The sequence below is a fragment of the Bradyrhizobium sp. USDA 372 genome (assembly GCF_053629095.1).
On the sequence record NZ_JBRJHR010000001.1, the window covers coordinates 6843370 to 6862859 of the forward strand.

The following is a 19490-nucleotide window of genomic DNA, read 5'->3' on the forward strand; positions in this document are numbered from 1 at the left end:
GCGGGCGCATGCGCCCGGCCGGCGTGGGACCACCGGCCGGGCAGGACGTTGATGCCTTGGTTGGAGACGTTACTCAACCTTGATCATCCCCGTCATGTGCGGGTGCAGCGAACAAAAATACTTGTAGTCGCCCGCATTGGTGAAGGTGAAGGAGAACTTGTCGTCGGTATCAAGGGTCTTGGACCTGAACTTGCCGGCGGACACGATGGTGTGCGGGATGTCATCCCGGTTGGTCCAGGTCACGGTGGTGCCGACCTTGATCTTGAGCTCGGCCGGCTGGAACACGAAATTGTCGATATGCACGTCCGTGTCGTCGGCGTGCGCCTTTGCCGCGGGCAACAGGATAGCCGCGGCCAGAGCGAGACCGAGGTCGAAACCGAAGTCGCGGCGATTGAAAGTCTTCATTGTCAGCTTCCGTTCAACCTTAGCCCTGGAGCGGCGTGTCGATGATCGCGAGCCGCTGCTCGTTCTGCTTGAAGTTGATGCTGGCCACCCCAAGCATGGAGCGCAGCCTTGCGTCCTCGACCTTCATCGGGCCGGGCGAGGGAGCGGCTCCCGGCGCCGGCTGCGGGAAGGCCGTCGAGCGCGCGGTGTGGAAGGTGACGTTGCCCTCGACCTTCTGCATCACCTGATGGATGTGCCCGTTCAGCACGGTGACCGAGCCAAAGCCCTTGACGTATTCCAGCGCGCGGCCGCCGTCCTCGGTGCCCCAACCCCATTGCGGATAGACGGTCCAGAGCGGGATGTGCGCGAACAGCACGATCGGCGTCGATTTCGACTTGCCGCGCAGATCGTCCTCGAGCCAGGCGAGCTGCTCGGCGCCGAGATTGCCCAGGCCCCCGGCCTTGAGATCGACGACGTTGACGAGGCCAATGAAGTGCACGCCCCCGGCGTCGAACGAGTACCAGCCGTGACCTTTGGTGCCGCGGCCGTACCGTTCGCGATAGAGCTTCACCTCCTCGTCGATGAAATCATGCTCGCCGGGCACGTAATGCACGTCGAGCTTGGTCTGCGAGATGATGCGCTCGGCATTGTCGAACTCGGCGGCTTTCGACAGATGCGTGATGTCGCCGGTGTGGATCATGAACGACGGCTTTGCCGGCATCGCGTTGATCTTGTTCACGGCCTCTTCCAGCGTGCCGAGCGCGTTGGGATTGGCCGGCTTGTCGAAGCCGACATGGCTGTCGCTGATCTGGAGGAAGGTCATGCCGGGCGCGGCCGCGGTTGCGGCTTGCGCCGAATCGATGATGCCGATCGAGCGTGGCACGCCGCCCGTGACGGTCCAGAGCACCCCGGTGCCGGCCCAGGTCATGCACTCCAGCACCTTGCGGCGGCTGACGCCGTCGTCCCCGTGATTGTGTCCGCTCATCGCGCCTCTCCACGTCGCCCGGAATTGGGCTTCGGGGAGGTGATCGGAGGAGCGGGGGACTTATTCCCGGATGCGATGACGATTTCGTGAGTGCAGTCTCGTGTCCCGGACAAGGCGCAGCGCCGCTTGGCGGTGCGCCGCAGAGCCGGGACCCAGGGCCGCAATGGGTCCCGGCTCAGCGTCGCACCGCTTCGCGCTGCGCCGCGTCCGGGACACGATAGCGTTTACTTCGCATCCTCCAGGATCATCGTCGCACCCTTCTCGGCGATCATCGCGGTCGGCGTGTTGGTATTGCCCGATGTGATCGTCGGCATGATCGAGGCATCGACGATGCGCAAATTGCCAAGGCCATAGAAGCGCAGGCGCTCATCCACCACCGCCATCGGGTCGTTTGCCGTGCCCATCTTCGCGGTGCCGACAGGGTGGAAAATGGTGGTGCCGATGTCGCCGGCGGCCTTTGCCAGCGAGGCGTCGTCATCGCCGACCGTCGGCCCCGGCAGATATTCGCTGGGCCGGTATTTTGCCAGCGCCTTCTGCTGCATCAGGCGTCGCGTGGTGCGGATGGCGTCGGCGGCGACCTGGCGGTCGTCGTCCGTCGACAGGTAGTTCGGCGCGATGATCGGCTTCTCGTCCGGGCTCGCCGAACGCAGTCGCACGGTGCCGCGCGAGGTCGGCTGCAGATTGCAGGCACTGACGGTGATCGCAGGGAAGCGATGCAGGGGATCGCCGAACTTGTCGAGCGACAGCGGCTGCACGTGGAACTGGATGTTGGCGCGGGCGCGCGTCGCATCGGAGCGCGTGAAGATGCCGAGCTGCGAGGGTGCCATGGTCAGCGGACCGCGGCGGCGGAAGGCGTAGTCGAGCCCCATCAGGCCGCGGCGGAACAGATTGTAATAGGTCTCGTTCAGCGTGCGCACGCCCTCGACCTTGTAGATCGCGCGTTGCTGGAGATGGTCTTGGAGATTGCGCCCGACGCCGGGCTTGTCCATGACGATGTCGATGCCGAGCGGCGACAGCCAGTCGGCAGGGCCGATGCCGGAGCGATGCAGCACCTGCACCGAGCCGATGGAGCCTGCCGAGAGCACCACCTCGCGCTTCGCGCGCGCCTCGATGATCTCGCCGTTCTGGATGAAGCGCACGCCGACGGCGCGGCCCTGCTCGATGATGAGGCGGTCGACCAGCACGTGCTTCTCGAGCCGCAGGTTCGGACGGTTGAGCGCGGGCTTGAGGAAGCCGCGCGCCGACGACCAGCGCCGGCCGCGCTTCTGGTTGACATGGAAATAGCTGGTGCCTTCGTTGTCACCGGTGTTGAAATCCGGGATGCGCTTGATGCCCATCTCCTCGGCCGCGTCACCGACGGCATCGAGAACAGCCCATGACAGCCGCGGCGCCTCGATGCGCCAACCGCCCCCGGCGCCGTGATGCTCGCTGGCGCCAAGGAAGTGGTCCTCGAGGCGCTTGAACAGCGGCAGCACGTCGTCATAGCCCCAGCCGGTCAGGCCAAGCTGGCGCCAGTGATCGTAGTCGGCAGCCTGGCCGCGCATCGAGATCATGGCGTTGATCGCCGAGCAGCCGCCGATCACCTTGCCGCGCGGATAGGCCAGCGAACGGCCGTTCAGGCCGGGCTCGGCCTCGGTCTTGAACATCCAATCCGAACGCGGATTGCCGATGGCGAAGAGATAGCCGACCGGAATGTGGAACCAGATCCAATTGTCGTCGCCGCCGGCTTCCAGGATGAGGACGCGGTTGTTGCGATCAGCTGACAGCCGGTTCGCGATGATACAGCCTGCCGTACCGGCTCCGACGACAATGTAGTCAAACTCACCTTCAAGCCGCCTCGGCATTCTGCTTCCACCCGAATGGTCTCTTTGCGTTCGTCTAATAGGCCGACGCAGCCGATCGGGACAAGCCCGGCCATGCCGGGTGAACAGGGCTAGACCCCGATTGCCGGCGGTTGGGTGGACCGACGCTTGCATGGTAGACAGTCCTGTATTTCCAACCAGCTCGAGACCTTCCATGCCCATCGTGAACCGCGTCGCCGACCTTCAACCCGATATCCAGGCCTGGCGGCGGGACATCCATCAGCATCCCGAGCTGCTGTACGATGTCCACCGCACCGCAGCATTCGTTGCGGACCGGCTGCGGGAGTTCGGCTGCGATGAGGTCGTGACTGGCCTCGGCCAGACCGGCGTTGTCGGCGTGATCAAGGGCAACAAGCCGGCCGGCGAGGGGCTCAAGGTGATCGGCATGCGTGCCGACATGGACGCGCTGCCGGTCGAGGAGCAGACCAATCTGCCTTACGCCTCCAAGACACCCGGCAAGATGCACGCCTGCGGTCATGACGGCCACACCGCGATGCTGCTCGGGGCGGCCCGCTATCTCGCCGAGACGCGCAATTTTGCCGGCGATGCCGTGGTGATCTTCCAGCCCGCCGAGGAGGGCGGCGCCGGCGGCGCGGCCATGGTCAAGGACGGCCTGATGGAGCGCTTCGGCATCGAGCAGGTCTACGGCATGCACAACGGCCCAGGCATCCCGGTCGGCTCGTTCGCGATCCGGCCAGGCCCCATCATGGCGGCGACCGACGAGGTCGACATTATGATCGAAGGCCTCGGCGGCCACGCCGCGCGTCCGCACAAATGCGTCGATTCCGTGCTGGTCGGCGCGCAGGTAATCACGGCCCTGCAGTCGATCGTCTCCCGCAGCGTCGATCCCCTGGAATCGGCGGTGATCTCGATCTGCGAGTTCCACGCCGGCAACGCCCGCAACGTCATTCCGCAGACCGCGACGCTGAGAGGCACCATCCGCACGCTGACGCCGGAGGTGCGCAAGCTGGTCGAGAAGCGCGTGCATGAGGTCGTGGCGGGCGTGGCGCAGATCACCGGCGCCAAGATCGACCTGCACTACAAGCGCAACTATCCCGTCGTGAACAACCATGCCGCGGAAACCGAGGTGGCACGGCGCATCGCCACGCAGGTCGCGGGCGAATCCCATGTGCACGAGATGGCGCCGCTGATGGGCGGCGAGGATTTCGCCTACATGCTGGAAGCGCGGCCAGGCGCCTTCATCTTCTGCGGCAACGGCGACAGCGCCGGCCTGCATCACCCCGCCTACAATTTCAACGACGAGGCGATCGTCTACGGCACGTCCTATTGGGTGAAGCTGGTCGAGGAGCAGCTCGCGGCGTCGTAGCTTTTCGTCACCTCGCCCCGCTTGCGGGGAGAGGTCGGCGCGAAGCGCCGGGTGAGGGGGACTCTCCGCGAGTCCATCTGTCACTATTTTCTCGGATGGAGCCCCCCACCCCAGCCCTCTCCCCGTAAGAACGGGGAGAGGGAGCGACTCTCAGAACATCCGCGAGAAGATCACATAGAGCGTCGCCGACAGCATGATCGCGCAGGGCAGCGTCAGCACCCAGGCCATCAGCAGGTTGCGGATCGTCGACCATTGCAGGCCCGAACCGTTCGCCGCCATGGTGCCGGCGACGCCCGACGACAGCACATGCGTGGTGGAGACCGGAAGGCCGAACACGTCGGCCGCGCCGATCGTGGCGGCGGCCACGAGCTCGGCGGACGCTCCTTGCGCGTAGGTGAGATGGCTCTTGCCGATCTTCTCGCCGACCGTGATGACGATGCGCTTCCATCCGATCATGGTGCCGAGGCCGAGCGCGATGGCGACCGCGATCTTCACCCAGTTCGGGATGAACTTCGTGGCGGCATCGAGCGATCCCTTGTAGGCGTTCAGCGTCGCGATCTCCTCCTTGGTGAGATCGTTCTCCTTGTCCTTCATCAGGAAGCGGATCGCTTCGGAGGTCATGTACATGTCGTTGCGGGTGTTGCCGACGGCTTCCGCGGGCACCTTGTTCAGCGTGCCATATTTGGCGACCTGGTCGCCGACATCCTTCACCAGCACGGCAAGCGAGGGATAGGTGCCCTCGTTGATGTGGCGCAGCGTGATGTACTGCGTCACGGCGGGGCGGGGATCGCCGATGATGCTGTGGCCGGCGCCCTTCGCCGAGATCACCTTGGCGGCCGCATCGGAGGTCTTCTGGAACTGGACGACCTGCGATTCCGGCAGCGCGCGGTTGAGCGCGTAGGCCGTCGGCACGGTGCCGATCAGGATCAGCATGATCAGGCCCATGCCCTTCTGGCCGTCGTTCGAGCCGTGCGCGAAGCTGACGCCGGTGCAGGTCGCGATCAAGAGGCCGCGGATCCACAGCGGCGGCGCCTTGTTGCCCTCCGGCGCGGAATAGAGCGCCGGGTTGCGCACGATGAACTTGAGCAGGAGCAACAGCGTGGCGGCGCAGATGAAGCCGAACAGGGGCGACAGCAGCAGCGCGTAGCCGATCTCGGTCGCCTTGGTCCAGTCCACGCCCGAGGTGCCGTCGCGGCCGCGCATGACGGCGTTGGCGACGCCGACGCCGATGATCGAGCCGATCAGCGTGTGCGAGGAGGAGGCGGGCAGGCCGAAAAACCAGGTGCCGAGATTCCACAGGATCGCGGCGATCAGCAGCGCGAACACCATGGCAAAGCCGGCGCTGGAGCCGACCTGGAGGATCAGCTCGACCGGCAGCAGCGAGACGATGCCGAAGGCGACCGCGCCGGAGGACAGGAGCACGCCGAGGAAGTTGAAGAAGCCCGACCACATCACCGCGACTTCGGCCGGCAGCGAATGGGTGTAGATCACGGTCGCCACCGCATTGGCGGTGTCGTGGAAGCCGTTGACGAATTCGAAGCCCAGCGCGATCAGGAGCGCGACGAACAGGAGGATGTAGGGCAGGTAGGTCGTGACCCGCGCGCCGGTGGCATTGACGTCGACATAGATGCTGTAGGCGACGAACAGCAGGCCCGCGGCGAGGATGCCGAAGAACAGGATCATCGTCAGCGGATTGAAGCCCTTGTCGAGATTTGGCCGCGAGGCCGGCTGGACGGGCGCGGGATCTGCTACCGCGCGGTCGAATGCAACATCGGTCATGTCTGGACGCCCCTTAACTTTCAGGTCAAGGCATTGTCCGCGATGGATTTGAAGCCTGGATGACAACCGAGGCGCGAAAGCCGTTTTCCTGCAAGTATGCCGTTGTCCTGCCAGTGCTTAGGCGGCGCGTGCGGCCTTCTTCTGCAAGCCGGCGGCGATCTTCAGATCCTCGACAAAGCGTCGATACTCCAGCACCTTGGCTTCGGGATCGGGCAGCCGCAGCAGATAGGACGGATGCACCGTCACGAGCGCCTTGCGCCCGTCGGGAAGATCGATCAATCGGCCGCGGTTCTTGCCGATGGGAGTGATCTTGCCGAACACGCTCTGCGCGGCAGTTGCGCCCATCGCCACGATGAGATCGGGCTGGATTGCCGAAACTTCCCGCTCATACCATTGCCGGCACGCCCGGATCTCCGGGGTGTTCGGCTTCTGGTGCAGACGGATCTTTCCGCGCGGCACGAATTTGAAGTGCTTCACCGCGTTGGTGACATAGACCTTCTTGCGGTCGACGCCGGCCTCCTCCAGCGCGCGGTCGAGCATCTGCCCGGCCGGGCCGACGAAGGGGTGACCGGCGAGGTCTTCCTTGTCGCCGGGCTGCTCGCCGACCAACATGATGTTGGCATTCTCAGGGCCTTCGCCGAACACGGTCTGCGTCGCGTCCTTGTACAGATGGCAGGCGCGGCAATGCGCGGCCTCCTCGCGGAGCGTTTCGAGATCGTCGGCAGCTGGCTTGCGTTTCATCGGAGCCTCCGGCCGCTTCTGAGGCTTATGCGGATCGGTTGCGGCATTGGCGATCATGGCACCGGTCATGCGTTCGGCGTCCTCGATCAAGGGCTTAATGATCGAAGCCTCGGGCAGGTTCCTCCAATATTTCTTCGGCATCTCGGCCTGCATCGCCTTCACCTTGAGCCGGGCCGGATTGAAGATGCTAGCGTAGTAACGCCGCCAGGTTTCCTCGAGACGGTCTTCGCCCGGCGCCTCGCTCTTGCTGACGCCCGGCGTGAACGAGAGCGCATGGCCGTCCCAATGCGCGCAGAGGTCCGGGGTCAGGATCGACCAGGGCATGTCGGCAAAGCGCTTGACGAAGAACGGCGCGGCGAGCTCGACGATATGATGCTCCGGCTCGAACCAGGCGACGTAATGCGCCTGGCGTTCCCGGCCGATCTCGCGGAAGCGGACGAAGGCATGCATCTTGTGCTCGTCGCGATAGACCGCTTTCGCCATGGAAGTGACGCGCGCGACATCAGGATCGGTCGCGACCTCGATGAGATCGTGGTTGTCCTTCAACCGGAACAGCAAGCGATAGAGGATCGCAAAGCGCTCGCCGTCGCGATGCAGGATCGCCGCCTTGGCGAGCTCGACGAATTTGCCTGATACGTTGAAGGTACCGTCGTTCACCTCGAGGATCGGAGACGGCGCGGGGGACGCGAACAACTCGGCTTCGCCGCCTTGCACGGTCCAGGTGACGTCGCTGGGCGGCACGTGGTGAAGCACGAGGCTGCGCGCGGCATTGCGCCAGCCGTCGAAATCGGTTTCGGTGTCGAGGGTGATGTACTGCATCAGAAGCCAAATCCCAGTTGCGTTGCCTTCGGCTTGAACCGTTCGATCAGCCCGGCGGAATCGAGACGATGCGATGAGGGGCGGTGATCGCTGAGGACGATGAACGGCAGCGCCTTGTTGCGTGGCACATGCAGCCGCGCGAGATCGGCGAGGCGGATCGTGGTGGTGCGCCTTGTTGCGATGATGCGGTCGACCGTCCTGGTGCCGAAGCCCGGAACGCGCAGCAGTTCCTCACGGCTGGCGCGGTTGACGTCGAGCGGGAAGCGGTCGCGGTGGCGCAGCGCCCAGGCGAGCTTGGGATCGATGTCGAGCGGCAGCATCGCGCTGTCGTCGACGATCTCGCCGACATCGAAGCCGTAGAACCGCATCAGCCAGTCGGCCTGGTAGAGCCGGTGCTCGCGCAGCAGCGGCGGCGCGCGCAGGGGCAGTGCGCGGCTGGCATCGGGGATCGGGCTGAAGGCGGAGTAATAGACGCGCCGCAGCCGGTAGGCGCCGTAAAGGTTGGCGCTGGTGTGGAGAATGGTGTGATCGGAGGCGCTGTCTGCGCCGACGATCATCTGCGTGCTTTGGCCTGCGGGCGCGAAGCGCTGCGGCTTGGCCTTTGTTTTCGTTGTGCGGTTCTCCTCGGCCTCGTCCAGCTTCAGCCGCAGCCGGCCCATGGTGCGGCGGATCGCGCGCACGTCCTTCTCCGGCGCGAATTGCTGCAGGCTCGTCTCCTCAGGCATCTCGATGTTGATCGAAAGGCGGTCGGCATATTTGCCGGCCTCTGCGATCAGCGCGTCGTCGGCCTCGGGAATGGTCTTCAGGTGGATGTAGCCGCGGAAGTGATGCTCCTCGCGCAGTTTGCGCGCGACGCTCACCACTTGCTCCATCGTGTAGTCGGGGCTGCGGATGATGCCGGAGGAGAGAAACAGGCCCTCGATGTAATTACGCCGGTAGAAGTCGAGCGTGAGCTTGACCAATTCGTCGATGGTGAAGCGGGCGCGTGCTACGTTCGAGGACGCGCGGTTGACGCAATAGAGGCAATCGTAATTACAGGCGTTGGTCAGCAGCACCTTGAGCAGGGAGATGCAGCGTCCGTCCGGCGCGTAGGAATGGCAGATGCCCATGCCTGGCGCGGTCGAGCCCATGCCCTTGCCGTCGCTGGAATCCCGCTTCTCGGTGCCGCTGGAAGCGCAGGATGCGTCGTATTTGGCGGCATCCGCCAGAATCTCTAGTTTGCGTTGCACGTCCATTTGGGAATCCCTTTGATTCAACTCATGAATCCGACAGCGCGCCAATTCGATTGACTCTTCGAGCACCGTTAGCTTTATATTAGAACATATCATGAACAAATGAGCCAGCCGTTGGTTCTTCTTTTGAAGACCACGGCACCAATTCCTGAAGGAGCGGCGAGCATGAGCGGCGCACGCATCAGCGCGCTTGCGACCTTGCGCAGCCAGATCGAGCGCATCGAGACGGCGGAGGTCATGCATCAACACGATCGCGTCGCGCTCGGCCACAGCGAGGCCGACAGCGCGCTGAAGGGCGGGCTCGCGCGCGCGGCGATCCACGAGGTGTTTTGCGAGGGGCGCCAGGGCGCGGCCGCGACGGGCTTTGTCATGGGGCTTGCGGGACGCGTGAGCGCGCGTCGGCCGCTGCTGTGGGTGCGACAGGATTTTTCGGAGCTCGAAGCCGGTGCGCTGTCGATGAGCGGGCTCGCCGAGCTCGGCCTCGATCCGCGCCGCCTGGTGATGGTGCGCGCGGCCGATGTCGAGAGCGCGTTGCGCACCTCGGCCGATGCGCTCGCCTGCGATGCGCTGGGCGCCGTCGTGCTCGAGCTGTGGGGCGAGACCAGACAGTTCGATCTCGTGGCAAGCCGCAAGTTGACGCTCGCCGCGCAAGGCTCGGGCGTTACCGGCCTCTTGCTGCGGATGGCGGCGCAGCCGCTGCCTTCGACCGCGGAAACACGATGGATGCTGCGGGCGGCGCATTCGCCGCCGGGCTCGGTGTGGAGTGCCTGGGGCGCGCCGGTGTTCGATGCCGAACTCTTGCGCAATCGTCATGGCCCGTGCGGCCGGTGGATCATGGAATGGAATTGTGATGAGTGCCAGTTCAGTGAACCGTCGACGTATCCTCAGCCTGTGGCTGCCGCGCCTGCCCATCGACAGGATCCAGCGGTTCTTCAGCAGCGCCGGGCTGGGTAAGACCAATCATGAGCCTGATATCGTCGTCATCAAGGACAACAATGCGCTGGTGATCCATGCGCTGGACGAGGCCGCCGAGCGCCTCGGCCTGTATATCGGCCAGCCGCTCGCCAATGCGCGGGCGATGTGTCCGGACCTGCGTGTGTTCGACGCCGACCCTGTCGCCGATGCCAAGACGCTCAGCGATATCGCCGATTGGTGCGACCGTTTCACGCCGCTGGTGGCGCTCGATGCGCCGCACGGGCTGTTCCTGGACATCACCGGCTGCGCCCATCTGTTCGGCGGTGAGGCCGCGCTGCTCAAGACGCTGGTCCGCGCGCTCGGCCGGCAAGGCTTTGCCGTCAGCGCGGCGATCGCCGGCACCTCGATCTGCGCCCGCACGCTGACGCGGCAGGCATCCGGCACCATCGTTGCCGATGGCGGCGAGGCGGAGGCGATCAGGTCGTTTCCAGTCTCCGCGCTCGGTGCAGGTGAAGCCATCACCACCGGCCTGCGCCGTGCCGGGCTGAAGACCATCGGCGATGTCGCATCGCGCAGCGCCTCCGAAATCACGGCGCGGTTCGGCGCGCGCTTCTCCACGCTGCTCGCCCATGCGCTGGGGCAGGGCGATGCGCCGATTAGCCCGCGAAAACCGCTGCCCGATTACATCGTGGAAAAACGCTTTGCCGAGCCGATCGCGACCGACACCATGATCGCGATGACGCTGTCGCGGCTGGCCGACACGCTTGTTACGTCCATGGAGAAGCAGGGCAAAGGCGCACGGCGACTTGAAGCGGCATTCTTCCGCACCGATGGCGTGGTGCGCACGATCACGGTCGAAACCGGACGTCCCGTAACGCGAAGCGCCGTGATCGACCGCCTGTTCCGCGAGCGGCTCGATGCACTCGCAGATCCCCTCGATCCCGGCTTCGGCTTCGACATGGTGCGGTTGTCGGCGAGCCGCACCGAGATCGTGGTGCAGGAGCAACGCGATCTCGATGCGCATGTCCACGACAATGACGAGCTCGCCGCGCTGATCGACCGCATCGCCGCGCGCATCGGGGGAAAACGCGTCGTCGTGCACCTGCCGCAGGATACCCACATCCCCGAAAGCGCGGTGCTGGCCGCATCGGCGCAGCATCATCTCGCGGCTGCCATGCAGGCGGAATGGCCTGTTCGTACCGAGGGAGAGCCGCCGCTGCGTCCCTTGCGGCTGTTCGACAAGCCGGAGCCGATCAAGGTGCCGTTCGCGACCGTGCCCGATGGCCCGCCGCATCAATTCACCTGGCGCCGCGCGCTGCATGCGGTGGTGCGGGTGGAGGGCCCCGAGCGCATCGCGATGGAATGGTGGCGGCAGGACGGCAAGCAGCTGACGCGGGATTATTTCCGCATCGAGGATGCCGAGGGCCTGCGCTTCTGGATCTTTCGCGACGGTCTCTATGAAGGCGAGGTGTTCGACGGTGACGGCAAGCCTGCGTCTCCCGGCTGGTATGTGCACGGTCTCTTCGCATGAATACGCTTGGCTATGCCGAGATCGGCATCACCACAAACTTCTCGTTCCTGCGCGGCGGCTCGGATCCGCGTGCCTATGTGCATCAGGCCAGCGCTCTGGGAATTCCGGTGATCGGCATCGCCGACCACAACACGCTCGCCGGCGTGGTGCGTGCCTGGAACGAGCTCGACAATGACGAGGTGCTGCACAAGCCGAAACTGTTGATCGGCGCCCGCATCGTCTTCATGGATGGCACGCCCGACATCCTGGTCTATCCACGCGATCGCGCCGCCTATGGCCGGCTGTGCCAGCTCCTCACGAGGGGCAAGCGCGGCGACGACATCACGCGGATCGAGAAAGGCGAGTGCCGTCTCACCTTCGCCGATCTCCTGGAATTCTCGCAAGGCCAGCTCCTGATCCTGACGCTGCCGCATCGTTTCGAGCCGGCGCAGGCGCTGGATGTTCTCGCAAAGCTTAGGGATAGCCGTGCCGAGGGCGTGTGGCTGGCGGCGAGCCTGCTCTATCGTGGCGACGACAGGCGGCGCCTCTCGCGGCTCGATGATCTCGCCGCAAAGGCCAAGGTGCCGCTGCTCGCGACCAACGAGGTGCTGTATCACGATCCTCGCCGCCGTCCGCTTCAGGACGTGCTGACCTGCATCCGGGAAAAGACCACGATCGAGGCGATTGGGCGGAAGCTCGAAGCCAATGCCGAGCGCTTCCTGAAGACGCCGCGCGAAATGGCGCGGCTGTTCCGCGATTTTCCCGAGGCGATCGCAGAGACCATGCGCTTTGCGGACGCAATCGAGTTCTCGCTCGATCAGCTCAAGTACCAATATCCCGACGAGCCGGTACCGCCGGGCAAGACCGCGCAGGGGCATCTGGAGGACCTGACCTGGGCGGGCGTCGACAAATATTTCGGCGGCAAGATCGACGACAAGCTGCGCGCGACCTTGAACAAAGAGCTCGCGCTGATCGCCGAGCTGAAATACGCGCATTACTTCCTCACCGTGCACGACATCGTCCACTACGCGCGCAGCCAGAACATTTTGTGCCAGGGCCGCGGTTCGGCAGCGAACTCGGCCGTGTGTTACGTGCTCGGCGTCACCTCGGTCGACCCGACCAAGGTCGATCTGTTGTTCGAACGCTTCATCTCCAAGGAGCGGCTGGAGCCGCCCGATATCGACGTCGATTTCGAGCATTCGCGCCGCGAGGAGGTGATGCAATATGTCTATCGGCGCTACGGCCGCCACCGCGCCGCGATCATCGCCACCGTCATTCATTATCGCCCGCGCAGCGCCATCCGCGACGTCGGCAAGGCGCTGGGCCTGACCGAGGACGTCACCGCCGCGCTCGCCGACACCGTCTGGGGCAGCTGGGGCAAGGGCCTCAACGACATGCAGGTCCGCCAGGCCGGGCTCGATCCCGACAATCCCATGATCAACCTCGCGGTCGAGCTTGCGACCGAGCTGATCGAATTCCCGCGTCACCTGTCCCAGCATGTCGGCGGCTATGTGCTGACCCAGGACCGGCTCGACACCTATGTGCCGATCGGCAATGCCGCGATGGACGACCGCACCTTCATCGAATGGGACAAGGACGACGTTGACGCGCTTCATATGATGAAGGTCGACGTGCTCGCGCTGGGCATGCTGACCTGCATCAGGAAATGTTTTGATCTGATCGACCAGCACAAGGGCGAGCGTCTTGTGCTGGCGAGCGTCCCGCAGGACGATCCCAGGGTTTACGACATGCTGTGCGCCGGGGAATCGCTCGGCGTGTTCCAGGTCGAGAGCCGCGCCCAGATGAACATGCTGCCGCGGCTGAAGCCGCGAACCTTCTATGATCTCGTCATCGAGGTCGCGATTGTGCGCCCCGGGCCGATCCAGGGCGACATGGTGCATCCTTACTTGCGGCGGCGGAACGGGCTCGAAAAGGTGAGCTATCCCTCGCCGTCGCCGGACCATGGCGACAAGGACGAGCTTTACAAGGTGCTGCACAAGACGCTCGGTGTCCCGCTGTTCCAGGAGCAGGCGATGCGCATTGCGATCGAGGCCGCGCACTTCACCTCCGAGGAAGCCAACGGCCTGCGCCGCTCGATGGCGACCTTCCGCAACGTCGGCACCATCGGCCAGTACGAGGAGAAGCTGATCGGCAACATGGTCGCCCGCGGCTACGATCCCAATTTCGCCAAAAGCTGTTTTGACCAGATCAAGGGATTTGGCTCCTACGGCTTTCCGGAGAGCCATGCCGCGAGCTTTGCACAGCTGGTCTACATTTCGTCGTGGCTGAAGCACTATCATCCCGACGCCTTCTGCTGCGGTCTGTTGAACTCGCAGCCGATGGGCTTTTATGCGCCGGCGCAGATCGTCGGCGATGCCCGCAAGAACGGCGTCGAGGTGCGCGACATCGACGTGTCCTACAGCTTTGCGCAGAACACGCTGGAAAATACGGATGGCAAATACTGTGCCGTGCGCCTCGGCTTCCGCCAGATCGATGGATTCCACTGGCTGGACGAGGACGAGGAGAGGCTGAAGCGCTCCCAGCGGTCATTCCGGGGCGACGCGTCAGCGTCGAGCCCGGAATCCATAACCACGATCGGGAGTATGGATTCTAAGGTGCGCAATTGCGCACCAGAGCTCGCGCCAAGAGGCGCGCCCCGGAATGACGACGTGGAGAGAGTGCCCGACTGGGCCGACCGCATCGTCGCCGCGCGCAACCGCCGGCCCTTCACCTCGCTGGAAGATTTCGCCCGCGACACCGGCCTGCCCAAGCGCGCGCTGATCCTCTTGGCGGATGCCGATGCGTTCCGCTCGCTCGGGCTCGATCGCCGCGAGGCGTTGTGGCAGGTGCGGCGACTGCCCGACGACGTGCCGCTGCCGCTGTTCGAAGCGGCGACCGCGCGCGAGCAGCCGGACGAAGGCGCAAAACCGCTGCCGGTGATGCCGCGCGCCGAGCAGGTGGTCGCGGACTACCAGACCATCCGCCTGTCGCTGAAGGGCCACCCGATGGAATTCCTGCGCGAGATGTTGACGCGCGAGCGTATTGTCGCCTGCAAGGAGATCAGCCATGAGAACGAGCGGCGCCGCGTCCGCTGCGCCGGTGTGGTCCTGGTGCGGCAGCGGCCGGGCAGCGCCAGCGGCGTCGTGTTCATGACGCTGGAGGACGAAACCGGCATCGCCAATGTCGTGGTGTGGCCCAAGATCATGGAGCAGTACCGGAAAGAGGTGATGGGCGCGCGCCTCATCCTGGTCGAGGGCTACATCCAGAGCAGCCCGGAGAAGGTGACGCATCTCATCGCCCAGCGCATGGTCGACCGCTCGCAGGATCTGGTCGGATTGGCCAACGATGCGCTAAGCCGCAAACATCCGGTGCCCGCAGGCGCCACCGTCGTGGAGCCACTCAACGAAGACCCCCGCGCCCTCGCGGACATGCCCGCGCAAAAAGTCCGACACCCCCGCAACGTCCGCATCCTGCCGCCGTCGCGGGATTTTCATTGAGCGTCGTAAGGCGGGCTGCCCACCACGCCGTCATTGCGAGCGCAGCGAAGCAATCCAGACTGTCCCCGCGGAAAGATGCTGGATTGCTTCGCTACGCTCGCAATGACGAGTTTGCTGACGCGATCGCGCGCCACACTCTCAGCTGCCGTGGGTGGGCAAAGGCGCCGTAAGCGCCGTGCCCACCTTCTGGGATCTCGTCGCGAAAGCGGTGGGCACGCTTCGCTTTGCCCACCCTCCAAGTTCGTCGATGATGATGCCGCCCCTCAAAAATTCACCCGGTTCGAGATCGCACCATCCACGACGAGATTCGAACCCGTGGTGAATCCCGACACCGGGCTTGCCAGAAACACCGCCGCGTTCGCGATCTCCTGCGGCGTCGCCATGCGGCCGGTCGGGTTGCGCTTCATCGCGTCCTGGTACCGCTCCGGCATGTTCTTCTCGATCATCTCCCAGACGCCGCCCTTGAAATAGACAGTGCCGGGCGACACGACATTCACGCGAATCTTCTTCTTCGCGTATTGCCGCGCCAGTCCCTTGGCCATGTGGATCAGCGCGGCCTTGATCGGGCCGTAGGAGCCGGCCGCGTCCGCCTGCGCTGCGGCGATCGACGAGACGATCACGAAGGCCGCATCGCCGCCTTCGGCGCCGCTTGCCTCGAGGAACGGCCGGGCGGCCTCGAAGGCGTGCACGGCGCCGAGCACGTCGAGCCGGAAATTCTGCTCCCAGGATGCGGGATCGTGCCCTTGCGCCATTGCGCCGGCATTGGAAAACAGCAAGTCGATGCCGCCGAGCGCTTTCCCAGCCGTCTCAATCCAGCTTTTCAGCGCCGCGCCGTCGGTGACGTCGACCGTGCCGCCGGTGGCGTTGATGCCGCTCGCCTTCAACTCCGCGACGGTTGCCGCAACCTGATCGGCGTTGCGCGCGCACACCGCGACATTGGCACCTTCACCGGCCAGCGTCGCCGCAATCGCCCGCCCGATGCCGCGCGTGCCGCCGAGCACGACGGCGTTCTTGCCCTTGAGACCGAGATCCATTGTTGGCTCCTTTTTGGTGGTCGCAGGGACTGTAGCTGTTTCGAGAGACGCCCAGAAGCCCCCACGTCGTCATTGCGAGCGCATGAAGCAATCCAGATTGCATCCGCAGAAACAGTCTGGATTGCTTCGTCGCAAGGGCTCCTCGCAATGACGCGGCGAGACGCGGGACTCCTCACTCCGGCGCAGCCCCCACCGGCGGGCCACCGGGCGGGCGGTGCAGGAAGGTCAGCGAGGCATAGGCGCCGGCCCAGGAGCCGATCGCGGCGAAGGCGACATAGAAGGCGTTTTCGGTGTAGCTGATCACGGCGTAAGAGGAGAGCAGGTACCAGACCGCGCTCCAGTTCGCGGCGGGGATGCGCTTGCGCGCGATCACGGCCGAGGTGAACATGACATAGACTGCGTCGGTGGCCGCTGTCGCGATGAACACGGCACCTGCGATGAGGGGATCGATGGCGGCCATTGCATTCCCTTATGTGCTGATGGATGGTCGCGAAACTACAGCATGATCCGGAAGAATGTGCAGCGGTTTTCCGACGCGACAAACGCGGAACGCGCTTGCGCAGAGATCATGCTCAACTGCAAGGGAGAGAAGTGGCCATGCAAAGCCCCGCCGATATTCTCAAGGATATCTGGACCTCCGCCGGTGGCGATCAGGCCGCGCTCGGCCGCGTGCGGCTGACCGGCGAGGAGCCGCAAATCCCGTCCTCGTTTCGCGTTGCCGTCGCCGGCCAGACCACGATCGCGGCGGCCGGCCTTGCCGCCGCCGAGATATGGAAGCTGCGCAGCGGCGAGGCGCAGGACGTCTCCGTCGACATACGCCATGCCGTCGCCGAATGCCGTTCCGAGCGTTATCTGCGCCGCGACGACAAGCCACCGCCACCGGCCTGGGACGCCATCGCCGGCGTCTACAGAACCGGCGATGGCCGCTTCGTTCGCTGCCACACCAACTTTCCGCATCACCGCGACGCCGTCTGCAAGGTGCTCGACTGCGAGCCCGAGCGCGAGAAAGTACAGGCCGCATTGATGCAGTGGAAGGGCGAGGATTTCGAAAGCGCGGCCTATGCCGCGGGCGGAGTCGTCGCCTTGATGCGCTCCTACGACGAATGGTCCGCGCACCCGCAGGCGCGCGCGCTCGCGCAATTGCCGCTGCTCTCGATCGAGAAGATCGGTGAAGCGCCGCCAAAGCCGTGGCCAAAAGGCGATCGTCCGCTCTCAGGTCTTCGCGTGCTCGATCTTTCCCGCGTCATCGCCGGCCCCGTCGCCGGCCGCACGCTCGCTGCGCACGGTGCGGACGTGCTGCTGGTATCAGGACCGGATCTGCCCGCGATCGACTGGCTCACCATCGACACCGGCCGCGGCAAGCTCACCACCTTCATCGAACTGAAGAGCGAAGCCGGGCGGGTGCAGTTGCGCGAGCTGCTCAAGGACGCCGACATCTTCTCGCAAGGTTATCGTCCGCGCGCGCTCGCCGCGCTCGGCTTTGCGCCGGAGCACGCAGCGCAGATCAATCCCGGCATCGTCTATGTCACGCTGTCGGCCTACGGCCACGCCGGCCCCTGGGCCGAGCGGCGCGGCTTCGACTCCCTGGTGCAGACCGCGACGGGCTTCAACCATGCCGAAGGCCAGGCCGCCGGCATCGATGGCCCCAAGGAATTGCCGGCACAGATGCTCGACCACGCCACCGGCTATCTGATGGCGTTCGGCGCGATGATGGCCAAGGCACGCCAGGTGCGCGAAGGCGGCAGCTGGCACGTGCGCGTATCGCTGGCGCAGACGGGGCGCTGGCTGTGGAATCTCGGCCGGCTCGAGGGCGGATTGAATACCCCGGATACTACGGGAGAGGCCGTACATGCTGCGTTCATAGAACGCATGCAATCTGGCTTCGGCACGTTGAAGGCGGTGCAGCATTCCGCACTGCTGTCGAAGACGCCGGCGCAATGGAGCCGTCCGGCGATGCCGCTCGGCAGTCATCCGGCGCACTGGCCGGCGCGAAGCTGACATGAAGCTGACGTGTCGCAAAATTTTAACGCAAACGGATAGGGGCGAGGCGTTTTTTAGGTTGTTTGAACTCCCAATTCGGCACTATTAGCGCGACCGATCAGGCCGTCATTTGCCGAGATCGTCGCAGACACGACCGGGCCCCATGGTAGTTGAGAATACCAAGCGATTGCAGGTGCTTACAAAACAACGGGTGATCGCATCCGTAGTTTTACTAGCTCTCGCCGGCGCCGGTGCCGGAGCGTACGGCTTCTTCTCTTCGGGGGCGAAGGAAAAGAAGCACTCCGAAATCTCCAGCCAGTCGCGCAGGAATGCGCAGACCTTCACGCCGACGCCGTCCGAATGGGCGACGCTGACGATCGAGCCGGTCGCCGCCAGGAGCTTCCGCGCCGAGTATGTCACCGAGGGCAAGGTCGCAGTCGACGAGGACCGCTCGACGCCGGTGTTCTCGCCCTATGCAGGCCGCGTCACCAAGCTGCTCGCAAAGCCGGGCGAGATGCTGAAGCAAGGCCAACCGCTGTTTACGATCGAGGCCGCCGACACCGTGCAGGCCCAGAACGATTTCATCGCGGCGATGACTTCGCAGAACAAGGCGAAGTCGGCGCTCGAGCTTTCCGACATCCAGTTCAAGCGCGCCAAGGACCTCTACGAGGGCCATGCCATTCCGCTGAAGGATTACCAGCAGGCGGAAGCGGCCCAGGTGCAGGCGCGCAACGACATGCGCTCTTCGGGGACGGCGCTGGAAGCCGCACGCAACAAGCTGCGCATCCTCGGCTTCACCGACGAGGCGATCAGGACGTTCCAGGAAAAAGGCGTCATCGATCGGGAGATCACGATCTATTCGCCGATCTCCGGCACCGTCGTGCAGCGCAAGATCGGCCCGGGCCAATACGTCAATTCCGGCGCGAGCGATCCGGTCTTCGTGGTCGGCGACCTCTCCACAGTCTGGCTCACCGCCTTCGTGCGCGAGAGCGATGCGGCCGCGGTGTGCATCGGGCAGGACATCACCGTCAACGTGATGGCGCTGCCGGGCCGTCCGTTCAGCGCCAAGATCAATTACGTTGCCGCCGCGATCGACCCCGCCACCCGCCGCCTGTTGGTCCGCGCCACGATCGACAACAAGGACGGGCTGCTCAAGCCGGAAATGTTCGCGAACGTCACGATCTATTCGGCCGGCGACCGCGCCGCGCCGGCGGTGCCGAAGCAGGCGCTGATCTACGAGGCCGACAAGGTCCGCCTCTGGGTCGCGCGTGAGGACAAGTCGGTCGAGCTGCGCCAGATCAAGACCGGTCTCATCAACGGCAATCTCGTCGAGGTCACCAGCAATCTGAAGCCCGGCGAGCAGATCGTCACCAAAGGCAGTCTGTTCATCGACCGTGCGGCGTCCGGCAGCTGATCGACGACCCA

The 19490-nt window shown here is 64.8% G+C and carries 14 protein-coding genes; 6 read left to right on the top strand and 8 right to left on the bottom strand.

From position 1 onward, the window contains the following. Positions 1 to 69: 69 nt before the first annotated feature. The 3 genes from AB7M16_RS31965 to AB7M16_RS31975 all read right to left on the bottom strand — a co-directional run bounded on the left by AB7M16_RS31965 (position 70) and on the right by AB7M16_RS31975 (position 3213). Positions 70 to 405, bottom strand: coding sequence for a plastocyanin/azurin family copper-binding protein (locus AB7M16_RS31965; protein WP_439363765.1), 336 nt, complete (start codon positions 403 to 405; stop codon positions 70 to 72). A 19-nt stretch (positions 406 to 424) separates the two neighbouring features. Continuing rightward, positions 425 to 1369: a metallophosphoesterase family protein gene (locus AB7M16_RS31970; RefSeq protein ID WP_453946400.1), complete on the bottom strand. Its 945-nt coding sequence runs from the start codon at positions 1367 to 1369 to the stop codon at positions 425 to 427. A gap of 224 nt (positions 1370 to 1593) precedes the next feature. Then, positions 1594 to 3213 (bottom strand): GMC family oxidoreductase, encoded by a 1620-nt coding sequence (locus tag AB7M16_RS31975; protein WP_453946401.1) that lies wholly within the window; start codon positions 3211 to 3213, stop codon positions 1594 to 1596. 172 nt (positions 3214 to 3385) lie between these two features. Between AB7M16_RS31975 and AB7M16_RS31980 the strand changes: the two genes are divergently transcribed. After that, positions 3386 to 4558 carry a M20 aminoacylase family protein gene (locus AB7M16_RS31980; RefSeq protein WP_172784138.1) on the top strand — a complete coding sequence of 391 codons (1173 nt, stop codon included), beginning with the start codon at positions 3386 to 3388 and terminating at the stop codon, positions 4556 to 4558. Between the two features lie 150 nt (positions 4559 to 4708). Here the strand turns inward: AB7M16_RS31980 and AB7M16_RS31985 are convergent, their stop codons facing one another. From AB7M16_RS31985 to AB7M16_RS31995, 3 genes are all read right to left on the bottom strand, one after another. Continuing rightward, on the bottom strand, positions 4709 to 6337 hold the full coding sequence (locus AB7M16_RS31985; protein ID WP_260382877.1) for an inorganic phosphate transporter: 1629 nt from the start codon (positions 6335 to 6337) through the stop codon (positions 4709 to 4711). 117 nt (positions 6338 to 6454) lie between these two features. Then, complete coding sequence (locus tag AB7M16_RS31990; RefSeq protein ID WP_453946404.1) at positions 6455 to 7897, bottom strand: UdgX family uracil-DNA binding protein; 1443 nt, start codon at positions 7895 to 7897, stop codon at positions 6455 to 6457. Continuing rightward, positions 7897 to 9132 carry a putative DNA modification/repair radical SAM protein gene (locus tag AB7M16_RS31995; RefSeq protein WP_260382879.1) on the bottom strand — a complete coding sequence of 412 codons (1236 nt, stop codon included), beginning with the start codon at positions 9130 to 9132 and terminating at the stop codon, positions 7897 to 7899. Before AB7M16_RS31995 ends, AB7M16_RS31990 begins: the two co-directional genes overlap by 1 nt. Positions 9133 to 9294: 162 nt before the next feature. Between AB7M16_RS31995 and AB7M16_RS32000 the strand changes: the two genes are divergently transcribed. Genes AB7M16_RS32000 through AB7M16_RS32010 form a run of 3 tightly spaced genes read left to right on the top strand, consistent with a single transcriptional unit; the run spans position 9295 to position 15051 of the window. Continuing rightward, entirely contained in the window at positions 9295 to 10083 is a 789-nt protein-coding gene (locus tag AB7M16_RS32000) for an ImuA family protein (RefSeq protein ID WP_453946405.1), read from the top strand. Next, complete coding sequence (locus AB7M16_RS32005) at positions 9980 to 11575, top strand: Y-family DNA polymerase (protein WP_453946407.1); 1596 nt, start codon at positions 9980 to 9982, stop codon at positions 11573 to 11575. Before AB7M16_RS32000 ends, AB7M16_RS32005 begins: the two co-directional genes overlap by 104 nt. Beyond that, the gene (locus AB7M16_RS32010) at positions 11572 to 15051 is read left to right on the top strand and encodes an error-prone DNA polymerase (RefSeq protein WP_453946408.1); all 3480 of its coding nucleotides are present in this window, start codon (positions 11572 to 11574) and stop codon (positions 15049 to 15051) included. The genes AB7M16_RS32005 and AB7M16_RS32010 overlap by 4 nt, the downstream gene beginning before the upstream one ends. 263 nt (positions 15052 to 15314) lie before the next feature. Here the strand turns inward: AB7M16_RS32010 and AB7M16_RS32015 are convergent, their stop codons facing one another. Together AB7M16_RS32015 and AB7M16_RS32020 are read right to left on the bottom strand one after the other, a co-directional pair. Next, positions 15315 to 16085 carry an SDR family NAD(P)-dependent oxidoreductase gene (locus AB7M16_RS32015; protein WP_453946410.1) on the bottom strand — a complete coding sequence of 257 codons (771 nt, stop codon included), beginning with the start codon at positions 16083 to 16085 and terminating at the stop codon, positions 15315 to 15317. Positions 16086 to 16257: 172 nt separating this feature from the next. After that, on the bottom strand, positions 16258 to 16545 hold the full coding sequence (locus tag AB7M16_RS32020) for a hypothetical protein (protein ID WP_057027154.1): 288 nt from the start codon (positions 16543 to 16545) through the stop codon (positions 16258 to 16260). A gap of 137 nt (positions 16546 to 16682) precedes the next feature. On the opposite strand from AB7M16_RS32020, the gene AB7M16_RS32025 reads away from it, so the two are divergent. Further along, the gene (locus AB7M16_RS32025; protein WP_453946412.1) at positions 16683 to 18083 is read left to right on the top strand and encodes a CoA transferase; all 1401 of its coding nucleotides are present in this window, start codon (positions 16683 to 16685) and stop codon (positions 18081 to 18083) included. Between the two features lie 145 nt (positions 18084 to 18228). Next, positions 18229 to 19479, top strand: coding sequence for an efflux RND transporter periplasmic adaptor subunit (locus AB7M16_RS32030; protein WP_453946414.1), 1251 nt, complete (start codon positions 18229 to 18231; stop codon positions 19477 to 19479). The last annotated feature ends 11 nt before the right edge of the window (positions 19480 to 19490 follow it).

Excerpts from the sequence above, each read along its gene's own strand:
- AB7M16_RS31965 (WP_439363765.1), bottom strand. The coding sequence starts at position 405 with ATGAAGACTTTCAATCGCCGCGACTTCGGTTTCGACCTCGGTCTCGCT.
- AB7M16_RS31970 (WP_453946400.1), bottom strand. The coding sequence starts at position 1,369 with ATGAGCGGACACAATCACGGGGACGACGGCGTCAGCCGCCGCAAGGTG.
- AB7M16_RS31975 (WP_453946401.1), bottom strand. The coding sequence starts at position 3,213 with ATGCCGAGGCGGCTTGAAGGTGAGTTTGACTACATTGTCGTCGGAGCC.
- AB7M16_RS31980 (WP_172784138.1), top strand. The coding sequence starts at position 3,386 with ATGCCCATCGTGAACCGCGTCGCCGACCTTCAACCCGATATCCAGGCC.
- AB7M16_RS31985 (WP_260382877.1), bottom strand. The coding sequence starts at position 6,337 with ATGACCGATGTTGCATTCGACCGCGCGGTAGCAGATCCCGCGCCCGTC.
- AB7M16_RS31990 (WP_453946404.1), bottom strand. The coding sequence starts at position 7,897 with ATGCAGTACATCACCCTCGACACCGAAACCGATTTCGACGGCTGGCGC.
- AB7M16_RS31995 (WP_260382879.1), bottom strand. The coding sequence starts at position 9,132 with ATGGACGTGCAACGCAAACTAGAGATTCTGGCGGATGCCGCCAAATAC.
- AB7M16_RS32000 (WP_453946405.1), top strand. The coding sequence starts at position 9,295 with ATGAGCGGCGCACGCATCAGCGCGCTTGCGACCTTGCGCAGCCAGATC.
- AB7M16_RS32005 (WP_453946407.1), top strand. The coding sequence starts at position 9,980 with ATGAGTGCCAGTTCAGTGAACCGTCGACGTATCCTCAGCCTGTGGCTG.
- AB7M16_RS32010 (WP_453946408.1), top strand. The coding sequence starts at position 11,572 with ATGAATACGCTTGGCTATGCCGAGATCGGCATCACCACAAACTTCTCG.
- AB7M16_RS32015 (WP_453946410.1), bottom strand. The coding sequence starts at position 16,085 with ATGGATCTCGGTCTCAAGGGCAAGAACGCCGTCGTGCTCGGCGGCACG.
- AB7M16_RS32020 (WP_057027154.1), bottom strand. The coding sequence starts at position 16,545 with ATGGCCGCCATCGATCCCCTCATCGCAGGTGCCGTGTTCATCGCGACA.
- AB7M16_RS32025 (WP_453946412.1), top strand. The coding sequence starts at position 16,683 with ATGCAAAGCCCCGCCGATATTCTCAAGGATATCTGGACCTCCGCCGGT.
- AB7M16_RS32030 (WP_453946414.1), top strand. The coding sequence starts at position 18,229 with ATGGTAGTTGAGAATACCAAGCGATTGCAGGTGCTTACAAAACAACGG.